At 65.3% G+C, this 22459-nt stretch carries 14 protein-coding genes; all 14 read right to left on the minus strand.

All coding sequences use genetic code 11. From position 1 onward, the window contains the following. Positions 1–152: 152 nt before the first annotated feature. Positions 153–2525 (minus strand): methyl-accepting chemotaxis protein, encoded by a 2373-nt coding sequence (locus FHT09_RS18335; RefSeq protein ID WP_181141340.1) that lies wholly within the window; start codon positions 2523–2525, stop codon positions 153–155. A gap of 85 nt (positions 2526–2610) precedes the next feature. Then, on the minus strand, positions 2611–2994 hold the full coding sequence (locus FHT09_RS18340) for a hypothetical protein (protein ID WP_181141339.1): 384 nt from the start codon (positions 2992–2994) through the stop codon (positions 2611–2613). 171 nt (positions 2995–3165) lie between these two features. Further along, on the minus strand, positions 3166–3651 hold the full coding sequence (locus tag FHT09_RS18345) for a chemotaxis protein CheW (RefSeq protein ID WP_104606387.1): 486 nt from the start codon (positions 3649–3651) through the stop codon (positions 3166–3168). Positions 3652–3782: 131 nt separating this feature from the next. After that, the gene (locus tag FHT09_RS18350) at positions 3783–4568 is read right to left on the minus strand and encodes a flagellar brake protein (RefSeq protein ID WP_181141338.1); all 786 of its coding nucleotides are present in this window, start codon (positions 4566–4568) and stop codon (positions 3783–3785) included. Between the two features lie 437 nt (positions 4569–5005). Further along, on the minus strand, positions 5006–7270 hold the full coding sequence (locus tag FHT09_RS18355; RefSeq protein ID WP_104606385.1) for a methyl-accepting chemotaxis protein: 2265 nt from the start codon (positions 7268–7270) through the stop codon (positions 5006–5008). 521 nt (positions 7271–7791) lie between these two features. Beyond that, positions 7792–10050, minus strand: a complete 2259-nt coding sequence (locus FHT09_RS18360; RefSeq protein WP_104606384.1) for a methyl-accepting chemotaxis protein — start codon at positions 10048–10050, stop codon at positions 7792–7794. 753 nt (positions 10051–10803) lie between these two features. Then, complete coding sequence (locus tag FHT09_RS18365; RefSeq protein WP_104606383.1) at positions 10804–13050, minus strand: methyl-accepting chemotaxis protein; 2247 nt, start codon at positions 13048–13050, stop codon at positions 10804–10806. Between the two features lie 205 nt (positions 13051–13255). Then, positions 13256–15508, minus strand: coding sequence for a methyl-accepting chemotaxis protein (locus FHT09_RS18370; protein WP_104606436.1), 2253 nt, complete (start codon positions 15506–15508; stop codon positions 13256–13258). A gap of 331 nt (positions 15509–15839) precedes the next feature. After that, positions 15840–16373, minus strand: coding sequence for a hypothetical protein (locus tag FHT09_RS18375; protein WP_104606382.1), 534 nt, complete (start codon positions 16371–16373; stop codon positions 15840–15842). 234 nt (positions 16374–16607) lie between these two features. Next, positions 16608–18899 carry a methyl-accepting chemotaxis protein gene (locus tag FHT09_RS18380; protein WP_104606381.1) on the minus strand — a complete coding sequence of 764 codons (2292 nt, stop codon included), beginning with the start codon at positions 18897–18899 and terminating at the stop codon, positions 16608–16610. Positions 18900–18961: 62 nt separating this feature from the next. After that, entirely contained in the window at positions 18962–19507 is a 546-nt protein-coding gene (locus tag FHT09_RS18385) for a Tar ligand binding domain-containing protein (RefSeq protein ID WP_104537483.1), read from the minus strand. A gap of 204 nt (positions 19508–19711) precedes the next feature. Further along, positions 19712–21721: a chemotaxis protein CheA gene (locus FHT09_RS18390; protein WP_104606380.1), complete on the minus strand. Its 2010-nt coding sequence runs from the start codon at positions 21719–21721 to the stop codon at positions 19712–19714. 32 nt (positions 21722–21753) lie between these two features. Then, positions 21754–22119: a response regulator gene (locus FHT09_RS18395; protein ID WP_002806565.1), complete on the minus strand. Its 366-nt coding sequence runs from the start codon at positions 22117–22119 to the stop codon at positions 21754–21756. After that, positions 22116–22424 (minus strand): STAS domain-containing protein, encoded by a 309-nt coding sequence (locus FHT09_RS18400; protein ID WP_104537481.1) that lies wholly within the window; start codon positions 22422–22424, stop codon positions 22116–22118. The genes FHT09_RS18395 and FHT09_RS18400 overlap by 4 nt, the downstream gene beginning before the upstream one ends. Positions 22425–22459 lie beyond the last annotated feature (35 nt).

A 22459-nucleotide genomic window follows, 5' to 3' on the forward strand; every position in this document is an offset into this window, starting at 1 on the left:
CACCAATCATGCATCGCAGACGGCTGCGGCCGCTGATTGTGCCCGGCGCTTGCAGGGCGGCGCGATCGGACCCGACGGCCGGGCAGTGGGCCGGCCGAGCGCAGACACACAAAGCCCCGGCAGTGCCGGGGCTTTGTGGGCACAGCGCCGGATCAGAACTCTTGCCAGTTTCCGTCCGCCAGCGCGGCCTGCGGCTTGGCTGGCCGCGACGGCGTGGCCGCTGCACGAGCACCCGGCTTGGCGGCGGACTTCACCGCGACCGGACGCGAGGCGACCGGGCGCGCGCGGCCGGCCGGGGCCGCCGGCTCGTCCAGCTTGAACACCGACACCGCTTCGGCCAGGTGGCCGGCCTGCTCTTCCATCGAGCGTGCGGCCGCAGTGGCTTCTTCCACCAGCGCAGCATTCTGCTGGGTGGTTTCGTCCATCTGGGTGATGGTCTGGTTGACCTGCTCGATGCCGGCCGACTGTTCCTGCGAGGCGGCCGAGATCTCGCCCATGATGTCGGTGACGCGCTGCACGCTGGCCACGATCTCGGCCATGGTCGACCCGGCCTTGCGCACCAGTGCCGACCCCTCGGCAACTTTGTGCACGGAGTCGTCGATCAAGCCCTTGATCTCCTTGGCCGCACCGGCCGAGCGCTGTGCCAGCGTGCGCACTTCCGAGGCCACCACGGCGAAGCCGCGGCCCTGTTCGCCGGCACGGGCGGCTTCCACCGCCGCATTCAATGCCAGGATGTTGGTCTGGAACGCGATGCCGTCGATCACCGAGATGATGTCGGCGATCTTCTTTGACGAAGCTTCGATGCCCGACATGGTGGTGACCACCTGCGAAACCACGTCGCCGCCCTGCGAGGCCACGCCGGTAGCGCCGATCGCCAGCTGGTTGGCCTGACGGGCGCTTTCGGCGTTCTGCCTGACGGTGGAGGTGAGCTCCTCCATCGAGGCGGCGGTCTCTTCCAGATTGGCGGCCTGCTGCTCGGTACGATGCGACAGGTCGCTGTTGCCGGAGGCGATCTCGCCGGCTGCCGAATTGATCGCGGTGGACGAGACCTTGATGCGCCCGACGATGTCGGCCAGCTGCTCGGCGGTGGCATTGGCATCGTCGCGCATCTGCGCGAACACGCCGCTGAACTCGCCGTGCATGCGTACGGTCAGGTCGCCGCGTGACAGGGCCGACAGCAAGGCGGATATCTGCTCCAGGCTACCGGCGTTGGCATCCAGCAGGCCGTTGAGCTGCTGGGCCAGCTGCAGGAAGAACCCCTGCTTGCCCTCAGTTTCCACCCGGCCGCTCATGTCGCCGCTGGCGGCGGCGCGCACGATGCGGGCGACTTCTTCTTCGACCTGGACCTCGACGGTGCGGTCGCGCCATTCGCAGACATCGCCGGTGCTTTCGCCCTGCTCGTTCTTGATGACGGTGACGGTCTGCATCATCACGAACTGGCCGTAGCGCTCTTCGAAGCTGGTGATGCCGTCGCGTTCCAGCGCTACGATGGCTTTGTTCACGGTCGCTTCGGGCACGCCGAGATAGCTGATGTGCTGACCGATGATCTTGCCCGCTTCGAAATCGGGCGCGGACAGACGGATGCTGTCCTCGTAATGCGTGACCAGCTTCTGGAACGCCTCGTTGGCGTAGATCACGACCCGATCGGTGTCGGTGATGAAGGTGCCGGTGGAGGACTTGTCCAGTGCGGTACGGATACGCAGGTTTTCGTCGGCGACCTCCTTATCGCGTTCGATGCGTTCCTTCAGGTCGCGCTGCATACGGTGCATGGAGCGCATCAGTTCGCCCACTTCGTCCTGGCCCTGCACATTGATCTGGCCATCGAGCTTGCCGCTGGCGATTTCCGTGGCAGTGGACACCGCGCCGCGCATGCTCTTGACGATGGAACGTGCGAACAGGAACGCCAGGCCCAGGCCACCGGCAATGCCGATCAACAGCACCATCACGGTCAGCGAGACCGAGGTGGCATGAACTTTTTCTGCCTTGCTCTTGGCAGCCTGCGCCAACCTATTGTCTTCGGTGATCAACGCGGCCAGCGAATCCTTGGCCTTGTTGTGCAGGGTGCGGGTCTCGCCGACGAAGGTGTCGACGGCATCGTCGGGCAGATTGAGCTCGAGCATTTCGTCGACGCTGGCGTAGGAGGCCGATGCCTTCTTCCAGTCCGCCACGAACACGTCGAACAATTTCTTCTGTTGCGGGCTCTCGATCAGCCGGGGATAGCCCTTGATCGTGGCTTCGATTTCGCCATGGAGCCGCTTGGCGCGGACCTTGGCTTCCTGCTTGACTGAGTCGCTGGCGCGCACCAGATTTTGATAGGACGCATTTCGATATTCGCCGAGCATGCCGCGCAGATCGCCTGCCTCGCGCACGCTGGACATGGTGTTGCCGGCTAGGTCGCGGGTGACGTTATTGAGCGATGCCAGACCCGCATAGGCGATGATGCCCTGTACCAGCATGATCAGCAGCACAATGCCAAACGCCAGCATCAGCTTGGGCATCAATTTCAGATTGTTGATCCATTGCATTGACACGATTCCCCGGTAGAAGTCAGTGCGCATAACCGCAAACAGCAGATCGCCACGTGCGAGGGCGTGGCGGTCTGCGAGGCGATTACTTGATGGTGGCAAGCTTCAGGCTGGCCGGCGAGCTGACTTCGATTTCGGCCCGCGAGCTGTCGCGCTGGATCTTGCCGAGCACACAAACGTCCTTGCCTTCCAGGGTTTCCGGGGCAAAGCTGAACTTGCCGCGGTTGGCGCCGTCGATGCGGGCCGAGAAGGTGTGACGCGGGAACATGCCGCCCATGTAGAGGAAGGTGGGTTCACCTTCCGAGCTCTGGGCGTACTTGGCCTTTTCGACCTTGCCGCACACCATGCCGTCCTTGCCGACGAAACGGGTCGCCATTTCCGGCGGAATCATTTCCTGCGACTGAGCCGACAGCGTGGGAGCAACGATCAACAGAGCAGCGACGGGAAGGAGCGAGAGCAGAAATTTCATTGGGATTCTCCAGAATCAAAAGTCGAACGGTGACCCGTTTGTGTGCGCGGGCTTCTATTCAGCTATCGGCCAGCGGCCGTTCAACTTGAATTGGAAAAACGTGATTTCTATCTCACTTCAAATTCGTTGTGCGTCTCGTGTCGGGAAGCTCCCGACACCAGATGGTCTGGATCAGGCCGCTTCTTCGGCCAGCTGCTGCTGACCGAGTTCGGCGCTGTCCAGCAGGGTCTCGATATCCAGCAGGATCAGCATGCGATCGTCCTGGGTGCCGATACCCGAAATGAAGCGGGTGTCGACCGAGGCGCCGAATTCGGGGGTCGGTCGGATCTGGTCGTCGTTGAGCGGAATCACGTCCGAGACGCTGTCCACCACGATGCCGACCACGCGGTCTTCGACGTTGAGCACGATCATCACGGTAAAGGCGTCGTAGCGCGCTTCTTTCAGGCGCAACTTCAGGCGCAGGTCGATCACCGGCACGATGGTGCCGCGCAGGTTGATCACACCCTTGATGTAGTCCGGTGCGTCGGGCAGACGGGTGACCGAATCGTAGCCGCGAATTTCCTGCACTTTCAGGATGTCCACGCCGTAGTGTTCTTCGCCCAGGGCGAAGCTGAGGAATTCACCACCGGTGCCGGTGGCAGTGCTTTTGTCGTTCATGGAAACTCCGGGCGTTGCGGCTGAGTGTCGGATTGCAGCTATGGGAAAAGCATGCGGATGAGGATTGCCCTAGCAACATCGGCGCAGCGCAGGGCAACTTTAGCTGCACGCCGCCGCTGGTGCAGGTGGGTTCAGAACACGCCGCTCTTGCGCGCATTGCGCTGGCGGTCGACGCGGAAGATGTAGCGCTGGATGGTCTCGTCGGCACCGCGCGGAAGGTCGCTGAACTGCATGCCGACGCGGAAACCTTCGCTGCCGTTGGGCAGGGTCTGCTTGTACTGGCTGCACACCGTCAGCGGCAGGGTGATCGGCGCGGTGCCGGGCAACTGCAGCGTGCAATCGCGATAGGTGCGCTGCGGTTCGAGCAAGGGCATGCCATCGGTGAGCGAGACCGCCAGGCCGCCGCTGCTGATATCGATCACGCGCAGCTGCAGATTGAGATTGCCGCCTTGTGCCTGGTCCTGGCGGATGATGCAGACGGGCGAGTCGGTGATCGGCGTTTCCAGCCGGTACGACTCGCGACGCTGCAGGTGATACATCGCCTCGGGCAGGTCGGCGCGGAAGGCGACGTGGATGTCGCGTTCCAGCCGGTCGGGCGTTTCCAGCCGGAACCGGATGCTGACCCGCTCCAGTTGCGCGTAGCACAGCAGGTACTTGGCGTCCTGGATGGCGCGGTTGGAGGCCTCGTTATGACTGCCGTCCAGAATGACGCAGTCGTCGTCTTCGTCCACCTCGAGTACGGCGGTGGGCACGGCCATGTCGCGCCCGGCCACATGCATGGTCACGATGGCACGCTGGTCGAGCAACTGGCGCAGCAGGCCACGGATCTGCCGTTTGTTGCGCAGCAGATAGCGCTCGTCACCTTCGGCGAGGTGGTCGACGTCGTGGTCCAGCTCGGAGGTATCGCCTTGGGACATGGGCACAAGCACAGTAGATGTGGGAAGACGTCGGAACGGTTGTCCCGGCGTCGCCCTGATATCGGCGGCAACGCCGAATCCTTAAGGGCGGCTGAAAAAAGACGAAAGCGTGAAGCCTCGGTCGCCTTGGGCGGGGTGGTCCGAGGGACCGGACAGTGCGGATGGATCGGTTCCGCAGCGGCGGACCTGCGCCCGTGCTGCCGGGCCCTTGTCCGCCACCATCGCGGGACAGGCGGTGAATCCGTGCATGGTCGGGCAGGGTGCCGACGGACAGCTTCGCCGCCATGCGTGGCCCGAGGCCTGTCGACGCCCGGAACAAAAAAAGGGCCGCTTCCCTCGCTAGGAAGCGACCCTCAAGATTCGTTGACCGAATCAACTACGCTCGAATGGTGTTTCTGGAGACTGCGGTTGGTACGTGTTACGAGTTGCAGTGGGGCTCAGAACTCCTGCCAGTCGCTGGGACCGGCCGTGGCTGCCGCTGTCGCCGTACCGGCGGTGCTACGGCGTGGCGCTGCGTGGCTGCCGGCACGTGCGGCCGGGCGGGCGGCGAAGCGTGTATTGACCGGCGTAGCCAGCATCGATGACGGCTGAGGCGCGGCCTGGCCCTGCTCGACGATCTTGAACACGGCGACCGCCTCGGTGAGCTGCTGGGCCTGTTCTTCCATCGCGCGAGCGGCGGCGGTGGCTTCTTCCACCAGCGCGGCGTTCTGCTGGGTGGTCTCGTCCATGTGGGTGACGGTCTGGTTGACCTGTTCGATGCCGGCCGACTGTTCCTGCGAGGCGGCGGAAATCTCGCCCATGATGTTGGTGACACGCTGCACGCTGGCCACGATCTCGGCCATGGTCTTGCCGGCCTGATCCACCAACTGCGAACCGTCGGCCACACGCTGCACGGAGTCGTCGATCAGGCTCTTGATCTCCTTGGCCGCTGCGGACGAACGCTGTGCCAGGGTGCGCACCTCGGAGGCGACCACCGCAAAGCCGCGGCCCTGGTCGCCGGCACGCGCTGCTTCCACGGCGGCATTCAGGGCCAGGATGTTGGTCTGGAACGAAATGCCGTCGATGACGCTGATGATGTCGGCAATGCGCTTGGACGCGGCCTCGATGCCGCTCATGGTGTCGACCACCTTGCTGACCACCGCGCCACCCTGCGAGGCCACGCTGGCGGCACCGATTGCAAGTTGATTGGCCTGGCGTGCGCTTTCGGCGTTCTGCCTGACGGTGGAGGTGAGCTCTTCCATCGAGGCTGCAGTTTCCTCCAGATTGGCGGCCTGCTGCTCGGTGCGCTGCGACAGATCCTGATTGCCGGCGGCGATCTCGCTGGCGGCGGCATTGATCGAGGTCGCCGAGTGCTGGATGTGCCCGACGATGCCGGACAACTGGGTGGCAGTGGCATTGGCGTCGTCGCGCATCTGTGCGAACACGCCCTTGAAATCGCCGTCCATGCGCGCGGTCAGGTCGCCCGCCGCAATCGCGCGCAGGATGCCCGACAGCGACTGCAGGCTGCCATCGGCAGTGGCCATCAACTGGTTGAGGCTTTCGACCATGGCGCGGAAATCGAACTGGAACTGAGCCGCATCGCCGCGTGCACCAAAATCGCCGTCGGCAGCGGACTGGGCCAGCTGCTTGATCTGCTGATTCATCGAGGCCAAGTTGGTTTTCACCTGCGCCATGGTGTCGGTCAGCCTGGCCTTTTCGCCTGGCAGCGCGTCCATGTCCTCGCTGAGGTCGCCGATGGCGTAGCGGCCCATGATCTGCGCCAGACGCAAGGTCACCTGGACATGGCTGTCGACCAGGGCATTGGTATCGCCGGCCATACGGCCGTAGTCGCCCGGGAATGCGTCGGCATCCATGCGGAAGCTGATCTGGCCGCTGTCGTGGCGCTTGGCCATGTCCAGCTGCGCGGTGATCAGGTTACGCACCTGCGATTGCATCTTGTCCATCGCCTGCAGCAGACGGCCGGTCTCGTCGCCGGCATCGCTGTGCACTTCATTGTCGAGCCGACCGTCGGCGATCGCCTCGGCAGCGCGGGTGGCGCGGTTCAACGGGCCGGTGAGGCTGCGGGTGATCATCCAGGCCAGCAGTGCGCTCAGCAGCACCACGGCGACGCCGCCGCCCATCAGCATGCTGCGGCCGCGCGCCATCGCGGCGTTGGCCTGATCGTAGGCCAGCTGGCTACTTTTGCGCTGCGCGTGCGAGTAGGTGCGGATCGCATCCTGCCAGTGCTGGGTAGCCGGTGCGGCGCGTTCGAGCAGGATCGGCATGGCCTGGTCGACCTTGCCGGCCATTCCCAGTTCGCGCACCTGCTGGTTGTGCGCCAGCGCCTGCTCGCGGGTCGAATCCAGCGCGTTGCGCAACTCCTGGTCGTGCGCATCGGCAGGAAATGCGTAGAGCTTGTCGCGCAGCTCGTTGTAGCGGGTGCGCTGGGCGTCGATCGCGTCAGCGAACTGCCGATTCTGCTCGGCGGTGGTCGGCAGCACGATGTTGCGCAGATTCGTCGAGATCGTGGCATTGGCGTCCAGCATATCGGTGGCGTACTGGATCATTGCCATGTTGCGGTTGACGATGGTGTCCAGGCGTTCGCGTGCCTGACTGAGCGTGTACAGGCCGGCCGCCACCAGTGTGCAGGACAGGAGAATCAAGACGCCGAAGGCCAGGGAAAGGCGCTTGCCGACGTTGAAGCGGTGCAGAAAGGAATTCATTGAGTGACCTGAGCGGATGTGCCGTTAGAGGGAATGTCCTGCAATGCAGTGCTGGAGCATTGCGTTGCACGTCATGCCTTGTGTGATGCGTCGGTCAGATAACGGCGTTAGAACTGCTGTATTGAGACAAGCCGGACTGGACGGTAAAGCCGGGTCTCAGACACGTGACTGCCATGTGTACAAGGAGTCGGGAATTGGTGGTCGCCGTGTCGGGGATTTCCCTAGAAACCGCCGGTTAAGTGCTGTTTTCAAGGCGGCGTGATGGGGGCCAGCGCGACGATGTGAAGTGCGAATTCACGCCGGTCTTGACGCAAGCGGGCCTGCGCACAGCTGTCGCGCCGCGCACAACGCAAAACGGCACCGCGAGTGCGGTGCCGTGATAAACAGCCTGAAGACCTGCAGGCGGGCATTGCCGGTCGGCGTGCCTGAGCACGGTGTCGAACACGCATTCCGCTCACCGTGCACACGCACGCAAACCGGCCAGCACTCGCTGCGCAAGTGCTGACGGCGGTTGGTGGCGCTTAGAACTCCTGCCAGTCGGTCACGTCGGCTGCCGCTGCGGATGTCCCAGCGCTGCTGCGACGCGGGGGCGTGGCAGTACTGGTGCGCACGACCGGGCGCGCTGTGGTGCGGGCGTTGCCAGGCGCACTGGCAACGGCCGACAACCGGCGCGCCACCGGTGCGTGCTCGGCAACCTTGAACACGGCCACCGCTTCGGTGAGCTGCTGAGCCTGCTCTTCCATCGCACGTGCGGCGGCGGTGGCTTCTTCCACCAGCGCGGCGTTCTGCTGGGTGGTTTCGTCCATCTGGGTCACGGTCTGGTTGACCTGTTCGATGCCCGAGTACTGCTCCTGCGACGCGGAGGAGATCTCGCCCATGATGTTGGTGACGCGCTGCACGCTGGCGACGATTTCGGCCATGGTGGTGCCGGCCTGATCGACCAGGGTGGCGCCCTGGGTGACCTTGTCGACCGAGTCGTCGATCAGGTGCTTGATCTCCTTCGCCGCACCGGCCGAACGTTGCGCCAGGGTACGGACTTCAGAGGCGACCACCGCGAATCCGCGCCCTTGCTCGCCGGCACGCGCCGCTTCCACCGCGGCATTCAGGGCCAGGATATTGGTCTGGAAGGCGATGCCGTCGATGACGGCGATGATCTCGGCGATCTTCTTCGACGAGCTCTGGATGTCGGACATGGTGGTGACCACCTGGGCCACCACATCGCCGCCTTGCGAGGCCACTGCCGCCGCGCCGATGGCTAGCTGGTTGGCCTGGCTGGCGTGTTCGGCATTCTGCTTGACGGTGGAGGTGAGCTCTTCCATCGAAGCGGCGGTTTCTTCCAGACTGGCGGCCTGCTGTTCGGTGCGCTGCGACAGGTCCTGGTTGCCGGAGGCGATCTCGCCCGATGCCAGGCCGATCGCGTCGGCAGCGGTCTGGATGCGGCCCACGATGCCGGCCAGCTGTTCGGCGGTGGCGTTGGCGTCGTCGCGCATCTGCGCAAACACGCCCTGGTACTGGCCGCTCATGCGTGCGGTGAGATCGCCGGCGGCGATCGACTGCAGCAGACCGGACAACGACTGCAGATTGCCGTCGGCGGTGGACATCAGGGTGTTGAGGCTTTCCACCATGATGCGGAAATCGAACTGGAACTGTTCGGCATTGCCGCGCGCGGTGAAGTCACCGTTGGCGGCGGCCTGGGCCAATTGCTTGATCTCCGTGTTCATCGTCGACAGGTTCAACTTGACCTGGTTCATCGCGGTGGTGATGGCTGCCTTTTCGCCCGGCAGTTGCGGCATGTCCTCGGTCAGGTCGCCGATCGCATAGCGTTCCACCAGATGGATGGTCTGCGTCTCCAGCGCGATGTGCGCGGCGACCAGCGCATTGGTGTCCTTGGCCATGCGGCCGAAGTCGCCCGGGAATGCGCCAGCATCCATGCGGAAGCTGATCTGGCCATCATCATGGCGCTTGGCCATCTCTAGCTGTGCGGTGATGAGTTTGCGTACCTGGCCCTGCATGCGATCCATGGCTTGCAACAGCCGGCCGGTTTCGTCGTTGGACTGCGTGCGCACGTCGTTGTCGAGATTGCCGTCGGCGATCGCTTCGGCAGCGCGGGTGGCCTGGGTCAATGGGCGCACCAGGCTGCGGGTGATCAGGAAGCCGAGCAGGGCACTGAACAGCACCACCGCCAGGCCGCCGCCGATCAGCATGCCACGCCCGTAATCCATTGAGGTATTGGCAGCAGCAGACGCTTCCAGAATGCGACGTCGTTGCAATTTGGCGTAATCGGCGATGGCGTCCTGCCAGCGCTGGGTGGCTGGAGCTGCACTCTGCAGCAACACCGCCAACGCCGTGTCGCTCTTTCCGGCAAGCCCGAGATCGATGACCTGCTGGTTTGCAATTCCTGACTTGGCGCGGGCCTGGTCGATCCGATTGCGAATCGCTGTGGCTTGAGCCGTCGCGCTGAAAGCGTAAAGCTTCTCGCGCTCCTGATCATAATGCAGGCGCTCACGCTTGATGATGTCGTAAAAACGCAGATTATCTTCTTGCGAAGTCGGTAACACGATGTTGCGCAACTGCACCGCGATGACCGCACTTGCGTTGGTCATTTCCTGGGCATGTTGGATCATCGTGATATTGCGGTCGACGATGGTATTGAGAGACGTCCGCGCCTGTGCAAGCGTGTATACGCCGGCGACCACCAGCGCGCACGACAGCAGGATAAGCGTGCCGAAGGCGAAGCTCAGGCGCTTGCCGACGTTGTACCGTTGAAGAAAAGCGATCATTTTGGGGTCTCGAGGCAGTAAACAAGAAGAACAAGACGCGTCGGGTGGACGTGTAGGCGATACGCAGGGAAAGCGCAGCAGGCAGGCATCCAGCCGATCCGTCACCCGGGTCACGTGATTGCAAGGCAGGTAGGCGTGCCGCTATAGGTAACGGCCGGCGGCTATGCGACTGAACACTGTCAGCCCTGCTGCGTATGGGCGGCCGTCACCGAAGTGATGCGCATGTGTACTAATTGACCGGAAAGCGCCATGGAAGGACTATCAATGCGAGCGTACTCGCCGATAGTTTCACATATATTTCACCTTTCGAGCGTACTGCGAGGTTGCCCTTGCGGAAGATGGCCGGATGGCAGCAACGCGGTCGTTGGGTGCCCCGAAGCAGCGGCGTGCGCACGCGGGCAGTGCCTGCGGCAGCATCAAACGTGTCTTGCGCACGTTCAAGTGAGGCGCGCAGCGCGATGTCCCGGCGCTGCGCCGGCTTCGATCAGGATGCAGCGCTCGCTTGCGGGCTCGGCCGTGTTGGTCAAGCCACGATCGGCCAGGACGCGTTGCCGACGCCCGCATTGCACGCCGGCCAATGCGATTGCCGGCATATGTGCAGGATCGCACGCGGCGCGGTTGCACGTCCGAACTTGACCGGCCTGACAGTGGCCCATGTATTAACACGTCTGCTTGAAACGTAATCCGGCGAAAAACGTGCTCTAAGAACGTACTTGCGCTGCAGCGGCCGGTACGCGGCCGCTGCGGCTTCTCTCAGAAATCCGCCCAATCCGACGCGTTGGACGGTGCAAACGCCACTGCGGCGTGTGCAGCAGGCCTGGCGACCTGCGCTTTGCTGGCGGCGGCAGGCCGCTTGGCAGCGATCTGGCGCACCACTGGCGCGGCACGTGTCGCCGCGTCCAGCTCGGCCGCCAGGTGGAACACGGCCACCGCTTCGGTGAGCTGCTGGGCCTGTTCTTCCATCGAACGCGCGGCGGCGGTGGCCTCTTCCACCAGCGCGGCGTTCTGCTGGGTGGCTTCGTCCATGTGGGTGACGGTCTGGTTGACCTGCTCGATGCCGGCCGACTGTTCCTGCGAAGCGGCGGAGATTTCGCTCATGATGTCGGTGACGCGCTGCACCGAGGACACGATCTCGTTCATGGTGCTGCCGGCCTGGTTCACCAGCGCCGATCCTTCGGCAACCTTGCTGACCGAGTCGTCGATCAGGCTCTTGATCTCCTTCGCGGCGCTGGCCGAACGCTGGGCCAGGGTGCGTACTTCGGAAGCGACCACCGCAAACCCGCGGCCCTGTTCGCCGGCGCGGGCCGCTTCCACTGCCGCGTTCAAGGCCAGGATATTGGTCTGGAAGGCGATGCCGTCGATGACGGCGATGATCTCGGCGATTTTCTTGGACGAGGTCTGGATGCCGGACATGGTGGTGACCACCTGGCCGACCACGCTGCCGCCGTGCGAGGCCACATCGGCAGCGCCGATCGCCAGCTGATTGGCCTGACGTGCGTGCTCGGCATTCTGCTTGACAGTAGAGGTGAGCTCTTCCATCGAGGCGGCGGTTTCTTCCAGGTTGGCTGCCTGCTGCTCGGTGCGCTGCGACAGGTCGTTGTTGCCGGCGGCGATTTCGCCAGCGGCGTTGTTGATGGCCAGCGTGGAGTGCTTGATGCGCCCGACGATGTCGGTCAGGCGCTGGGTGGTGGCATTGGCATCGTCACGCAGACGTGCGAACACCCCGTGGAACTCGCCGTCCATGCATGCGGTCAGATCGCCTTCGGCCACCGCGCCGAGCAGCTGCGACAGCTTGCCCAGATTGCGGTCGCTGACCTCCATCATCGAGTTCAGATCCGCCACCATCACCGCGAAGTCGTACTTGAAGTGCGCTGCGTTGCCGCGTGCGCTGAAGTCCCCGGCAGCTGCGGCCTGCGCCAGCTGTTTGATCTCGGTATTGATCGACAGCAGGCTGGCCTTGGCCGCGTCCATCGCTTCATGCAGGAAGGCGCGGCTGGCCGGCAGACGGCGTGCGTCCTGGGTCAGGTCGCCCTGTGCGTACTGGTTGAGGATGCGCACCGCGTCGGTGATGGCATCCAGATGCTCGAAGATCATCGTGTTGATGCCGCCGGCCAGGGTGCCGTACACGCCGGGGAAATCCTCCGGCATGCGGTGGCTGATGTCTTCGGCCGCGTGCAGGTGCGACATGTGCGCGGTTTCATCGCTGAAGCGGCGCAGCATCTGCGTCATGCCGCCGGTGGCTTCGAGCATCTGGCCGATCTCGTCATTGCTGGTCTTGTTCACCTGCACGCTCAGATCGCCGCGCGAGACCGCCTTGATGGCGCCCAGCGCCTGGGACAGCGGATTGGTGATGCTGCGCGCGATCAGCCAGCCGAAGGTCACCGACAGCGCTGCCATCAGCAGCGTGCCGAGCAGCAACACCGCGCTGGTCAGCTTGAACGAGGCGGTACTGGTCGCAACCATGTCGCTCAGTGCCTCGGACTGCTCTGCATAAAGCTTGTCGACCGAGGCGAACAATTCCTTGCGAATTTCGGCCGACTGATCACGCGAAAATTCCATCGCCGCGGCGCGATCGGGTGCTGCATAGAGCGTGCGCAGCTGCTGGTTGGCGGCGAAGTAGCGCGTACTGGCATCGGTCAGCTTGGCGTATTCGGCCTTCAGCGGCGAGGCGGCGCCGATCTTGGCGTCCAGCAGCTTTTGCGTTCTGACGTAATTGGCGTGGATCTCGTCCATGCGCTTGAAGAACAGCGCATAGCGGGCCGGATCGTCGAAATTGACGAACTGGCCGACTTCATAAATTCGGAACTCACCGGCAAAGCCACGCAGCTCGGACAGACGACTCAGCACCGGCACCACGTCCTGATTGACCAGGGTGGTTTGCTGCTGCATCTGCTGCATGCGCGAAAAACCGAGCCCGCCCAGCAAGGCGGTCAGCGCCGCACTCAGGCCAAAGGCGAACATCAGTTTGCGGCGGATCGGCCAATCGTTGAACTTGTTCATTAGTTACTCCGGGCATTGCGCAGGAGCGCTCTCCAGCATGCTAGCGGCTGCCTGGCACGATTCTTTATTTTGGGAGAATGAACGGTGCAGCAGCCGGCTTGCGTCTGTCGCGCTCAGGGCGCCGGCAATGCGGCCGTGGCGGGCAAGCCGGTGGCGCGACGGGTGAGCGGAAGCCGCCACGGCCGGGGCGGCGTGCGCGTACGGCTCAGAAGTCCTGCCATTGACCGTCGTTGCCGGTGGTGCTCAGCGGCGCGGCTGCCGGCTTGCGTGCGGCGGCTGTGCCGGAGCCGCGCGTGAGCGCAGTCGCTGCCGGTCTGACCGCAGTCGCTGCTGCCATGGGCGCCGGCGCACCGGCAAGCGTGAAACGCGACACCGCCTGCGCCAGCTGACCGGCCTGTTCTTCCATTGCCCTTGCAGCAGCAGTGGCTTCTTCCACCAATGCCGCGTTCTGCTGGGTGACTTCGTCCATCTGGGTCACGGTCATGTTGACCTGTTCGATGCCGCTGGATTGCTCCTGCGAGGCGGTGGAGATCTCGCCCATGATGTCGGTGACGCGCTGCACGCTGGCGACGATCTCGGCCATGGTGGTGCCGGCCTGATTCACCAGTGCCGAACCCTGCGCCACCTTGCCGACCGAGTCGTCGATCAGATGCTTGATCTCCTTGGCTGCGCCGGCCGAACGCTGTGCCAGCGTACGCACCTCGGTGGCGACCACCGCAAATCCGCGGCCCTGTTCACCGGCACGCGCCGCCTCCACCGCGGCGTTCAGGGCCAGGATATTGGTCTGGAAGGCGATGCCGTCGATCACCGAGATGATGTCGGCGATTTTCCTGGACGAGGTCTGGATGCCGGACATGGTGTCCACGACCTGGCTGACCACCTGACCGCCCTGCGAGGCCACCGAGGCGGCGCCGATCGCCAGCTGGTTGGCCTGACGCGCGCTTTCGGCGTTCTGCTTGACGGTGGCGGTGAGCTCCTCCATCGACGCGGCGGTTTCTTCCAGATTGGCGGCCTGCTGCTCGGTACGCCGCGACAGGTCGTCGTTGCCAGCTGCGATCTCGCTGGCCGAAGAGGTGATGGAGCCGGCGGCCTGCTGGATGCGCCCGACGATGCCGGCCAGCTGCGCGGCAGTGGTATTGGCGTCATCGCGCATGCGTGCGAACACGCCGTGGAACTGACCATCCATGCGCACGGTGAGGTCGCCCTCGGCCAGCGCCGCCAACAGCTCGGACAGCTTGCCCAGGTTGCGGTCGCTGACTTCCATCATCGCGTTGAGGTCGTTGATCATGCGCGCCGAGTCGTGTTCGAAGCGCGTGGCATCGCCGCGCTGGCTGAAGTCGCCATTGGCTGCGGCCTGGGCCAGGCGCTTGATCTCGGTGTTGATCGCCAGCAGGCTGGCCTTGGCCGCATCCATCGCTTCGTGGAGCACCGCACGCGTGCCGGGCAGACGCGCGGCGTCGCGCGACAGGTCGCCTCGCGCGTACTCGTTGAGGATGCCGATCGCATCGATGATGGCGTCCAGGTGTTCGAAGATCATCGTATTGATGCCGCCGGCCAGTTCGCCGTAGACACCGGGAAAATCGGTAGGCATGCGGTGGCCGAAGTCTTCGCCGGCGTGCATGTGCATCATCACCTTGGTCTGCGCGGAGAATTGCTCCAGCGTGTGCACCATGTCGTCGGTGGCCTTGAGCATCTGGCCGATCTCATCGCTGCCATGCTGTGCGGTGCGCACGCTCAGATCGCCACGCGCCACGCCCTTGATGGCAGCGAGCGCGCGCGACACCGGCTCCAGGATCGAATTGCCGATCAGCCAGCCCACCATCAGGTTGAGCAGCACCAGCACGCCGCCGGCCAGCGTGACGATGCCGGTGAAGGCCAGCGCCTGCGACTGGGTATCGTCCAGATACACGCCGGTGCCGATCACCCAGCCCCACGGTTTGTACAGCGATGCGTACGAGGTCTTCTGCACCGGCTCCTTCTCACCGGGCTTGGCCCAGGCGTAATCGACGTAGCCGCCGCCGGACTGCGCCGCAGTAACGAAGGCCGGGAAGATGCGCTTGCCGTCGGGGCTCAGCACATCGTTGAGCGGCTTGCCGTTGAGATCCGGGCGGGTGGGGTGCATCAGCATCACCGGCGCCTGGTCGGTGACATAGATGTAATCCACGCCGCCACGCGCGCGCATGGTGGACAAGGTCTGCAGCGCGGCTTTCTTGGCGCTGTCCACATCCATCTCGCCCTTCTCGGCGCGCTCTGCGTAGCCATTGACCACCGCGATCGCCATCTCGATCTGGCTCTTGAGCCCATCGCGGCGGGTATCGGTGAGATCCACGTACTGCATGCGTGCGGCGATCACCGCCAACGCGATGATGCCCAGCGCCACCAGCGCAGTCTGCGCCAGAAACTTGCGCTTCAGCGGAACGTTGGCCAGCGTGTTTGCAATCGTGGTCTTGAACGTCATGGCAGGATCCAGCAAGGGAGTGTGATCGGGATAAGTCGAATAGCGACCTGATCCCTAAAATGTTGAGCAGTGCGTAACAGCCGGTCTGACGGCGGTTTTTCAGCGCTTCTTGACGCTGTGGCAGTGCCACGCCAGGCGCGTCATCCGGTTGCCGTGGCAGTGCGGCGGCAGCGCAGCCGGGCGGGCAGGGCACACGCGGTACCGGGATCAGCCGGGCATGACAGCTCGTGCGAGGACCGGCATGGCAGGCCGCGTGGTTCGACGCAGCGCAGGGCCGGTCGCGGATGCGGCGACACCGCTGCGATCACCGGGGTCGCAACGCGGGCATGCCTCAGTTGCGCTGCGTGTTGCTCGCGCTGGCTACCGATTGCCGCAGGGTCTGCAGTTCGGTCCACAGCAGGTGCCGGGTGTCGCCCGCATGGCCCAGCGACAAGGCTTGCGCAGACTGCAGGTCGCCGTCATGCAGGGCGCGATTGGCCTGCCGATGCTGCGCCAGGTACCGGCCCAACTGCTGCTGCACGAGTGCGAACTGGCGTGCCTGTTCGCCCTGCGGCGCGCTGGCCTGGAAGTAGCCTGCATGCCGCGCAATGCGTTGCCGCAGGTTGCCCAGACGTTCGTCATAGGCTTGGATACGGGCGGGATCGTGCGCTGCGGCAAGCTGCGCCCGCTGGTCGTCGCGCAACTGCACCAGGTCGATGGCAAGCGACTGCAGTGCGCTCAGCGGTACGTTGTCCAGCAGGACCGACACCGGTGCGGCCGGTGCTGCGAAGGACGGCGGCAACCAGACGCTGGCAGCCACTAGCGCGACGGCGAACACCGAACCCAGCATGTGGCGGGCAGAGCGCGGCGAGTTGACGGTAGGCATGCGGACCTCCTTGAACGTAGCGGGGGCCAGGCAGCCCTCATTATTCCCTGTATCGGCCGCCGAAGCCTGCGCTTGATCACCTTTCGACAGACGGCGCGATTGCATGGGAATCGAGGAAATGGGCCCGGCGCCGGCGTTTGTTCGCAGTCTTTGAAAACGCCAGGCCCCGGCATCGCTGTCGGGGCCTGGCCGTGCCGGCCGCGCGGGCGGCGGCCTGGCAATCGGAGGTCGCGGTCAGAATTCGTGCCAGCTCGAATCGTTGCCGGCGGTTGCCGTTGCCGTTGCCGGCGTGCGTGCCGCCACCGCAGCGGTGTTGTTCGACCTGGCCGCAGGCGTCGCCGCTGCTGCGGCCGATCGCTTGGCGGCAGCTTGCCTGGTGCCTGCCTGGTGCTGCGTCGCGGTGCGGACCGGCGCTGCAGGCAACGCGGGCATCTGTTGAATCTTGAAGATCGCCACCGCATCGGACAGTTGCCCGGCCTGATCTTCCATCGCGCGGGCGGCGGCGGTGGCTTCCTCCACCAGGGCGGCGTTCTGCTGGGTGGCTTCGTCCATCTGCGTCACGGTCAGGTTGACCTGCTCGATGCCGGCCGACTGCTCCTGCGAGGCCGCGGAGATCTCGCCCATGATGTCGGTCACCCGCTGCACGCTGGTGACGATCTCGCCCATGGTCTGCCCGGCGGTGTGCACCAGTGCCGAACCCTCGGCGACCTTGCCGACCGAATCGTCGATCAGGCCTTTGATTTCCTTGGCGGCGCCGGCCGAGCGCTGCGCCAGCGTGCGCACCTCACTGGCAACCACCGCAAAGCCGCGGCCCTGTTCGCCGGCACGCGCCGCTTCCACCGCGGCGTTCAACGCCAGGATATTGGTCTGGAAGGCGATGCCGTCGATCACCGAGATGATCTCGGCGATCTTCTTCGAGGACGCCTCGATGCCGCTCATCGTGGTGACGACCTGGCCGACCACCTCGCCACCGCGCGAGGCGACGTCGGCGGCACCGATGGCGAACTGGTTGGCCTGGCGCGCATGCTCGGCGTTCTGCTTGACGGTGGAGGTCAGCTCCTCCATCGAGGCCGCGGTCTCCTGCAGGCTGGCGGCCTGCTGCTCGGTCCGTCGTGACAGGTCGTCGTTGCCGGTGGCGATCTCGCTGGCGGCGGTGTTGATCGAGCCGGAGGCATGCTGGATGCGGCCGACGATCTCGGTCAGGCGCTGCACGGTGGTGTTGGCGTCGTCGCGCATGGTGGCGAACACGCCATGGAACTCGCCGTCCATGCGCGCGGTGAGGTCGCCGTCGGCGATGGCCTGGAGCAGCTGCGAGAACGCGGCCAGGTTGGTGTCGGCGGTGGCCATCATGGTGTTGAGGTTCTCGACCATGACCCGGAAGTCGTTGTCGAAGCGGCTGACGTCGCCGCGCAGCGAGAAGTCGCCGACGCTGGCGGCCTGCGCCAGCTGCTGGATCTGCGTGTTGATGGCGGTCAGGTTGCGCTTGGCCTCGCCCATGGTCTGGGTGAGCACTGCCTTCTCGCCGGGCAGCTCGTCCATGTCCACCGACAGGTCGCCCACGCCGTAGCGCTGGGTGATCCCCAGCAGCCGCATCTTGACCGCGATGTGGGCGGCGACCAGGTCGTTGGTGTTGCGGACCATCGCGCCGTACTCGCCGGGGAAGGCGTCCTGGTCGATGCGGTAGCTGATCCAGCCCAGCTCGTGCTGGCGTCCCATTTCGTTCTGCGCGTCGACGACCTCGCGGATGCGGGTGCGCATCGCCAGCATGTCGTCGATCAGCAGGCCCAGCTCGTCGCGGCCGCCACGCTCGACCTGGCTGTCGAGGTCGCCCTGGGCGACGGCGCGCGACAGTGCGGTCGCCGAGCGCAACTGGCGATTGATGCTGCGCGCCATCAGCCAGCCGGTGCCCAGCGCCACGCCGAGGGTGGCCAGCAGCATGCCCACGATCAACAGTTGGGTCCGTGCCAGCAGCGCGTGGGTGGCGGTCATCTCCTGGTCCAGCTGGCCGACGTTGCGCTCGTTGAGCGCGATCAGCTTCTCGAACAGTTCGCGGCGCAGCGGCCGCGACTCCTTGTCCGAGACGGCCTGCGCGGCCGCGGCGTCGTGCGCGCGCACGGCCTCGCCCATGCGCTGGCTGGCGGCCAGGTAGGCGGCCAGCGAGGTTGCGACGGCCTCGTACAGGTGGCGCTCGGCCGGCTCCTGGATGGTGGCCTCGAACCGGGCCTGCTGGCGGGCGACCTCGTCGCGGGCCTTCTGGATGCGCGCGAAGTAGTCGGCGACCGCGTCCGGCTCGTCGATGCGCGACAGCTGCGCGAGCTCGTAGGTGCGGATTTCGCCGAGCTGCGCGCGGATTTCCGCCAGCGACTGCGTGGCCGGGATCCACTTGCCCTCGACGCGCTGGAACTCGGCCATCGACTGCGAGGTGCGGTCGTAGACGAACAGGCCCAGCAGCAGCGTCAGCAGGCTGACCACGGCGAACACCAGGGCCAGTTTGTAGACGATCCTCAGATCCGAAAACCATTTCATCGAAGTGCTCCTGCAGTGCCGGCGGCGGCCGGCGTTGCGCCGTTGGGAAGAGGGCCGGGGCGTCAGCCGGCGTCGGGGCCGGCCCGCTGGTCGATCCGGGCGATCAGCGCGCTGAGTTCGGTGAACAGCTCGCGCCGCTGCTGCAGCGCCTGGCGCGTGGACAGCGCCTTGGCCTGCGCCTTGTCGCCGGCGTGCGCGGCCTCGGCGATGCGGGCGTGCAGGTCCAGGTAGCTGTCCAGCCGGCTCTTGAGCGAGCTGCGCAGCCGCGCCTCGTCGCCCTCCGGCGCGGTCGCGGCGTAGTGGCTCCAGGCGCGATCCAGGCGCTGGCGGGTGTCGGCCAGGCGCTGGTCGTAGTCGGCGACCTCGGCAGCATCGCCGACGTGCACGATCTGGCCGAGCTCCAACGCGCGGAACTCGGCCAGGCTGGCACGCAGCTCGTGCAGCGCCAGCGACGGGGCGATGCGGCGGTGCTCCAGGTAGTCGAGGCGGTCGCTGGTGCGGCCCAGCGGCCCCAGCACCAGCCAGCTCACCACCGCCAGCAGCGCGACCACGGTCAGCCCGGCCAGGGCCGTGGCCCGGTACGCACGAAAGGAGGTCGTCAGTTCCATTGCCTGCTCCTGCAGAGTCCGAAGAATCCGGGACGCGTCGGCGCCCGGTCGTCCAGTGGTATCGGCGTGGCGGCGCGCGGACTTGATGGCGGGGTGCGCGGCTTTTTTCTTAACCTGTTCGGCTTCGTCAGCGGGCGCGCCGGCGCCGGTTCCCGCGCATGGGCACGCAGCGCGGCGCGGGCCAGCGCCCGCGCCGCGCGGGACTCAGGCGGCCTGCGGCACGCGCAGCGAGCGCACCAGCCCGCCGATGTCCACGATCAGCGAGACCCGACCATCCCCAAGGATGGTGGCGCCGGACACGCCCGGGATACGGCGGTAGTTGTTTTCGATGTTCTTGACCACGACCTGTTGCTGGCCGAGCAGCTCGTCCACTTCCAGCGCGATCTTCTGGCCGTCGCCTTCGACCACCACCACCAGCGGTTCCTGCGAGGACTGCTGACCGCCGAAGCCGTAGTAGTCGGTGAGCGACAGGATCGGCAGGTACTCGCCACGCACCCGCAGCACACGGCCGTCGCCGGCCATCGAGCGGACGTCTTCCGGCGCCGGCTGCAGGGCTTCGAGCACGTAGGCCAGCGGCAGGATCAGGGTTTCGCCGGCCACCGAGACGGTCATGCCGTCGAGGATGGCCAGGGTCAGCGGCAGACGGATCAGCACGCGGGTACCGCTGCCGGCGTTGCTTTCCAGCTGCACTTCGCCACCCAGGCCCTGGATGTTGCGGCGGACCACGTCCATGCCCACGCCACGGCCGGACAGGTCGGTCACTGCATCGGCGGTGGAGAAGCCCGGAGCGAAGATCAGATCCCACACCTGCGCATCGGTCGGGTTGTCCGGCACGGCAATGCCGCGTTCGGCCGCTTTTTCCAGGATCTTGGCGCGATTGAGGCCACGGCCGTCGTCGCTGACCTCGATCACGATATGACCGCCCTGATGCGATGCTGCCAGGGTGATGGTGCCGGTCTCGTCCTTGCCGGAGGCGCGACGCGCATCGGGCATTTCCAGACCATGGTCGATCGAGTTGCGCACCAGGTGCACCAACGGATCGGCAATCTTTTCGATCAGGCCCTTGTCCAGCTCGGTGCCTTCGCCGATGGTGCGCAGGCGCACTTGTTTGCCGAGCCGGCTGGAGAGGTCGCGGACCAGGCGCGGGAAGCGGCGGAACACCGCATCCACCGGCAGCATGCGCACGCCGATGACCGCTTCCTGCAGGTCGCGGGTGTTGCGTTCCAGCAGATCCAGGCCGGCAAACAGTTGTTCGGCATGCGCCGGATCCAGGCCGGTGGAGACCTGCTTGAGCATGGCCTGGGTGATGACCAGCTCGCCGACCAGATTGATCAACGCATCGACCTTGTCGACGCTGACGCGGATCGAGGTTTCCGCCTCGGCAGCGGCGGCCTTGGCCGGCGTGGCGGCAGCGGCGGCGGCAGGTTCGGCAGCGGCGGCGGATGCCGCAGGGACCGCAACGGGTGCAGCGGCAACGGTTTCGACAGCCAGGCTCGGCGGCGGACCTGGCACCGCCATCGGGCGGATGTCGAGCTCGCAATCGTCCACCACCCAGGCGAAGGTGTCTTCGATCTTGCTGCGCGGGATCTTGCCGATCAGGCCCAGATCCCAGGCCAGGTAGGCTTCCAGCGGGTCGATGTTCTCGAAGCCCGGCATGCGCTCCAGGCGTGCGGCGATCTGCAGCGGGCCCAGGTGCTCGAGCTCGCGGATGATGCGCAGCGGGTCGTTGCCGCTCATGAACAGTGACGGTGCCGGGGTGAACCCGATATGCCAGGCTTCGGGTTCTTCTTCCTTCGGCTTGGCCACCGCCGCGGCGGTCGGCGCTTCGCCGGCCAGCACCGCGTTCAAACGGATATGCACGGCCTTGACCGCGTCCGGGTCGGCCGGGGTGCCGTGTTCTGCTTCGCGCAGCAGGGCGCGCAGCACGTCGACCGAGCCGAGCATGGCATCGACCGCATTGGGTTCGAGCTGGCGCTTGTTGGAGCGCAATTCGTCGAGCAGCGTCTCCAGCACGTGGGTCAGGCCGGCGACGGCCTCGAAACCGAAGGTGGCAGCGCCGCCCTTGATGGAGTGCGCGGCGCGGAACACCGAATTGATGATTTCCGGGTCGCGGTTGCCCTCTTCAAGGGACAACAGCCCGGCCTCCATCGCGTCCAGCCCTTCGCGGCTTTCCTCGAAAAAGGTGGCGTGGAAACGTTGCAGGTCCATGCTCATGGGCGTGACATCCGATGGTGAGGCAAGTGGAATTAACCCAGAACTTTCTGGACGGTGGCGATCAGCTGTTCCGGATTGAACGGCTTGACCAGCCAGCCGGTGGCACCGGCCGCCTTACCTTCGGACTTCTTGTCGGCCGCCGACTCGGTGGTGAGCATCAGCATCGGGGTGAACTTGTAGTCGGGCAGCTGGCGCAGCTCACGGATCAGCGAGATGCCGTCCATGTTGGGCATGTTCACGTCGGTCACCACCGCGTTGAAGCGTTGGCCCTTCGCGCGGCCCAGCGCAACGGCGCCGTCCTCGGCTTCTTCGACGGCAAAGCCGGCAGAGGTGAGGGCGAAAGAGACCATCTGGCGCATCGACGCCGAATCGTCCACCACCAAGATACGTGCGCTCATGCGGCGTTCTCCACAGATTTCAGGTTGTCATTGGATGCGGAAAGTCCGAGCGCGTCGGTGACGCCGAGCAGACGGACCGCATCTCTAAAAGTGTCGTTGCAGCCATCGAATTCGGTATGCAACCCCGCCTGGCGGCGGGTCTGCACAAAGGCGCAGAGCAACTGCACGCTGGCGGTATGGATACGCCGGACCTCGCCGGCATTGAGCACCAGGTCGCCGTCCTGGGCAAGGAACGCGGCAAGCTTCTGCTTGAGGTCGGCGCTGGTCTCGATGCCGAGATCCTCACCCAATGTCACTGTGCTCATTGTTGCTCCGAACGGATGGTTCTATGCGTACTAAC

Origin of the sequence: Xanthomonas sp. CFBP 8152 (assembly GCF_014199025.1) — a bacterium.
Lineage (GTDB): Bacteria > Pseudomonadota > Gammaproteobacteria > Xanthomonadales > Xanthomonadaceae > Xanthomonas > Xanthomonas arboricola_B.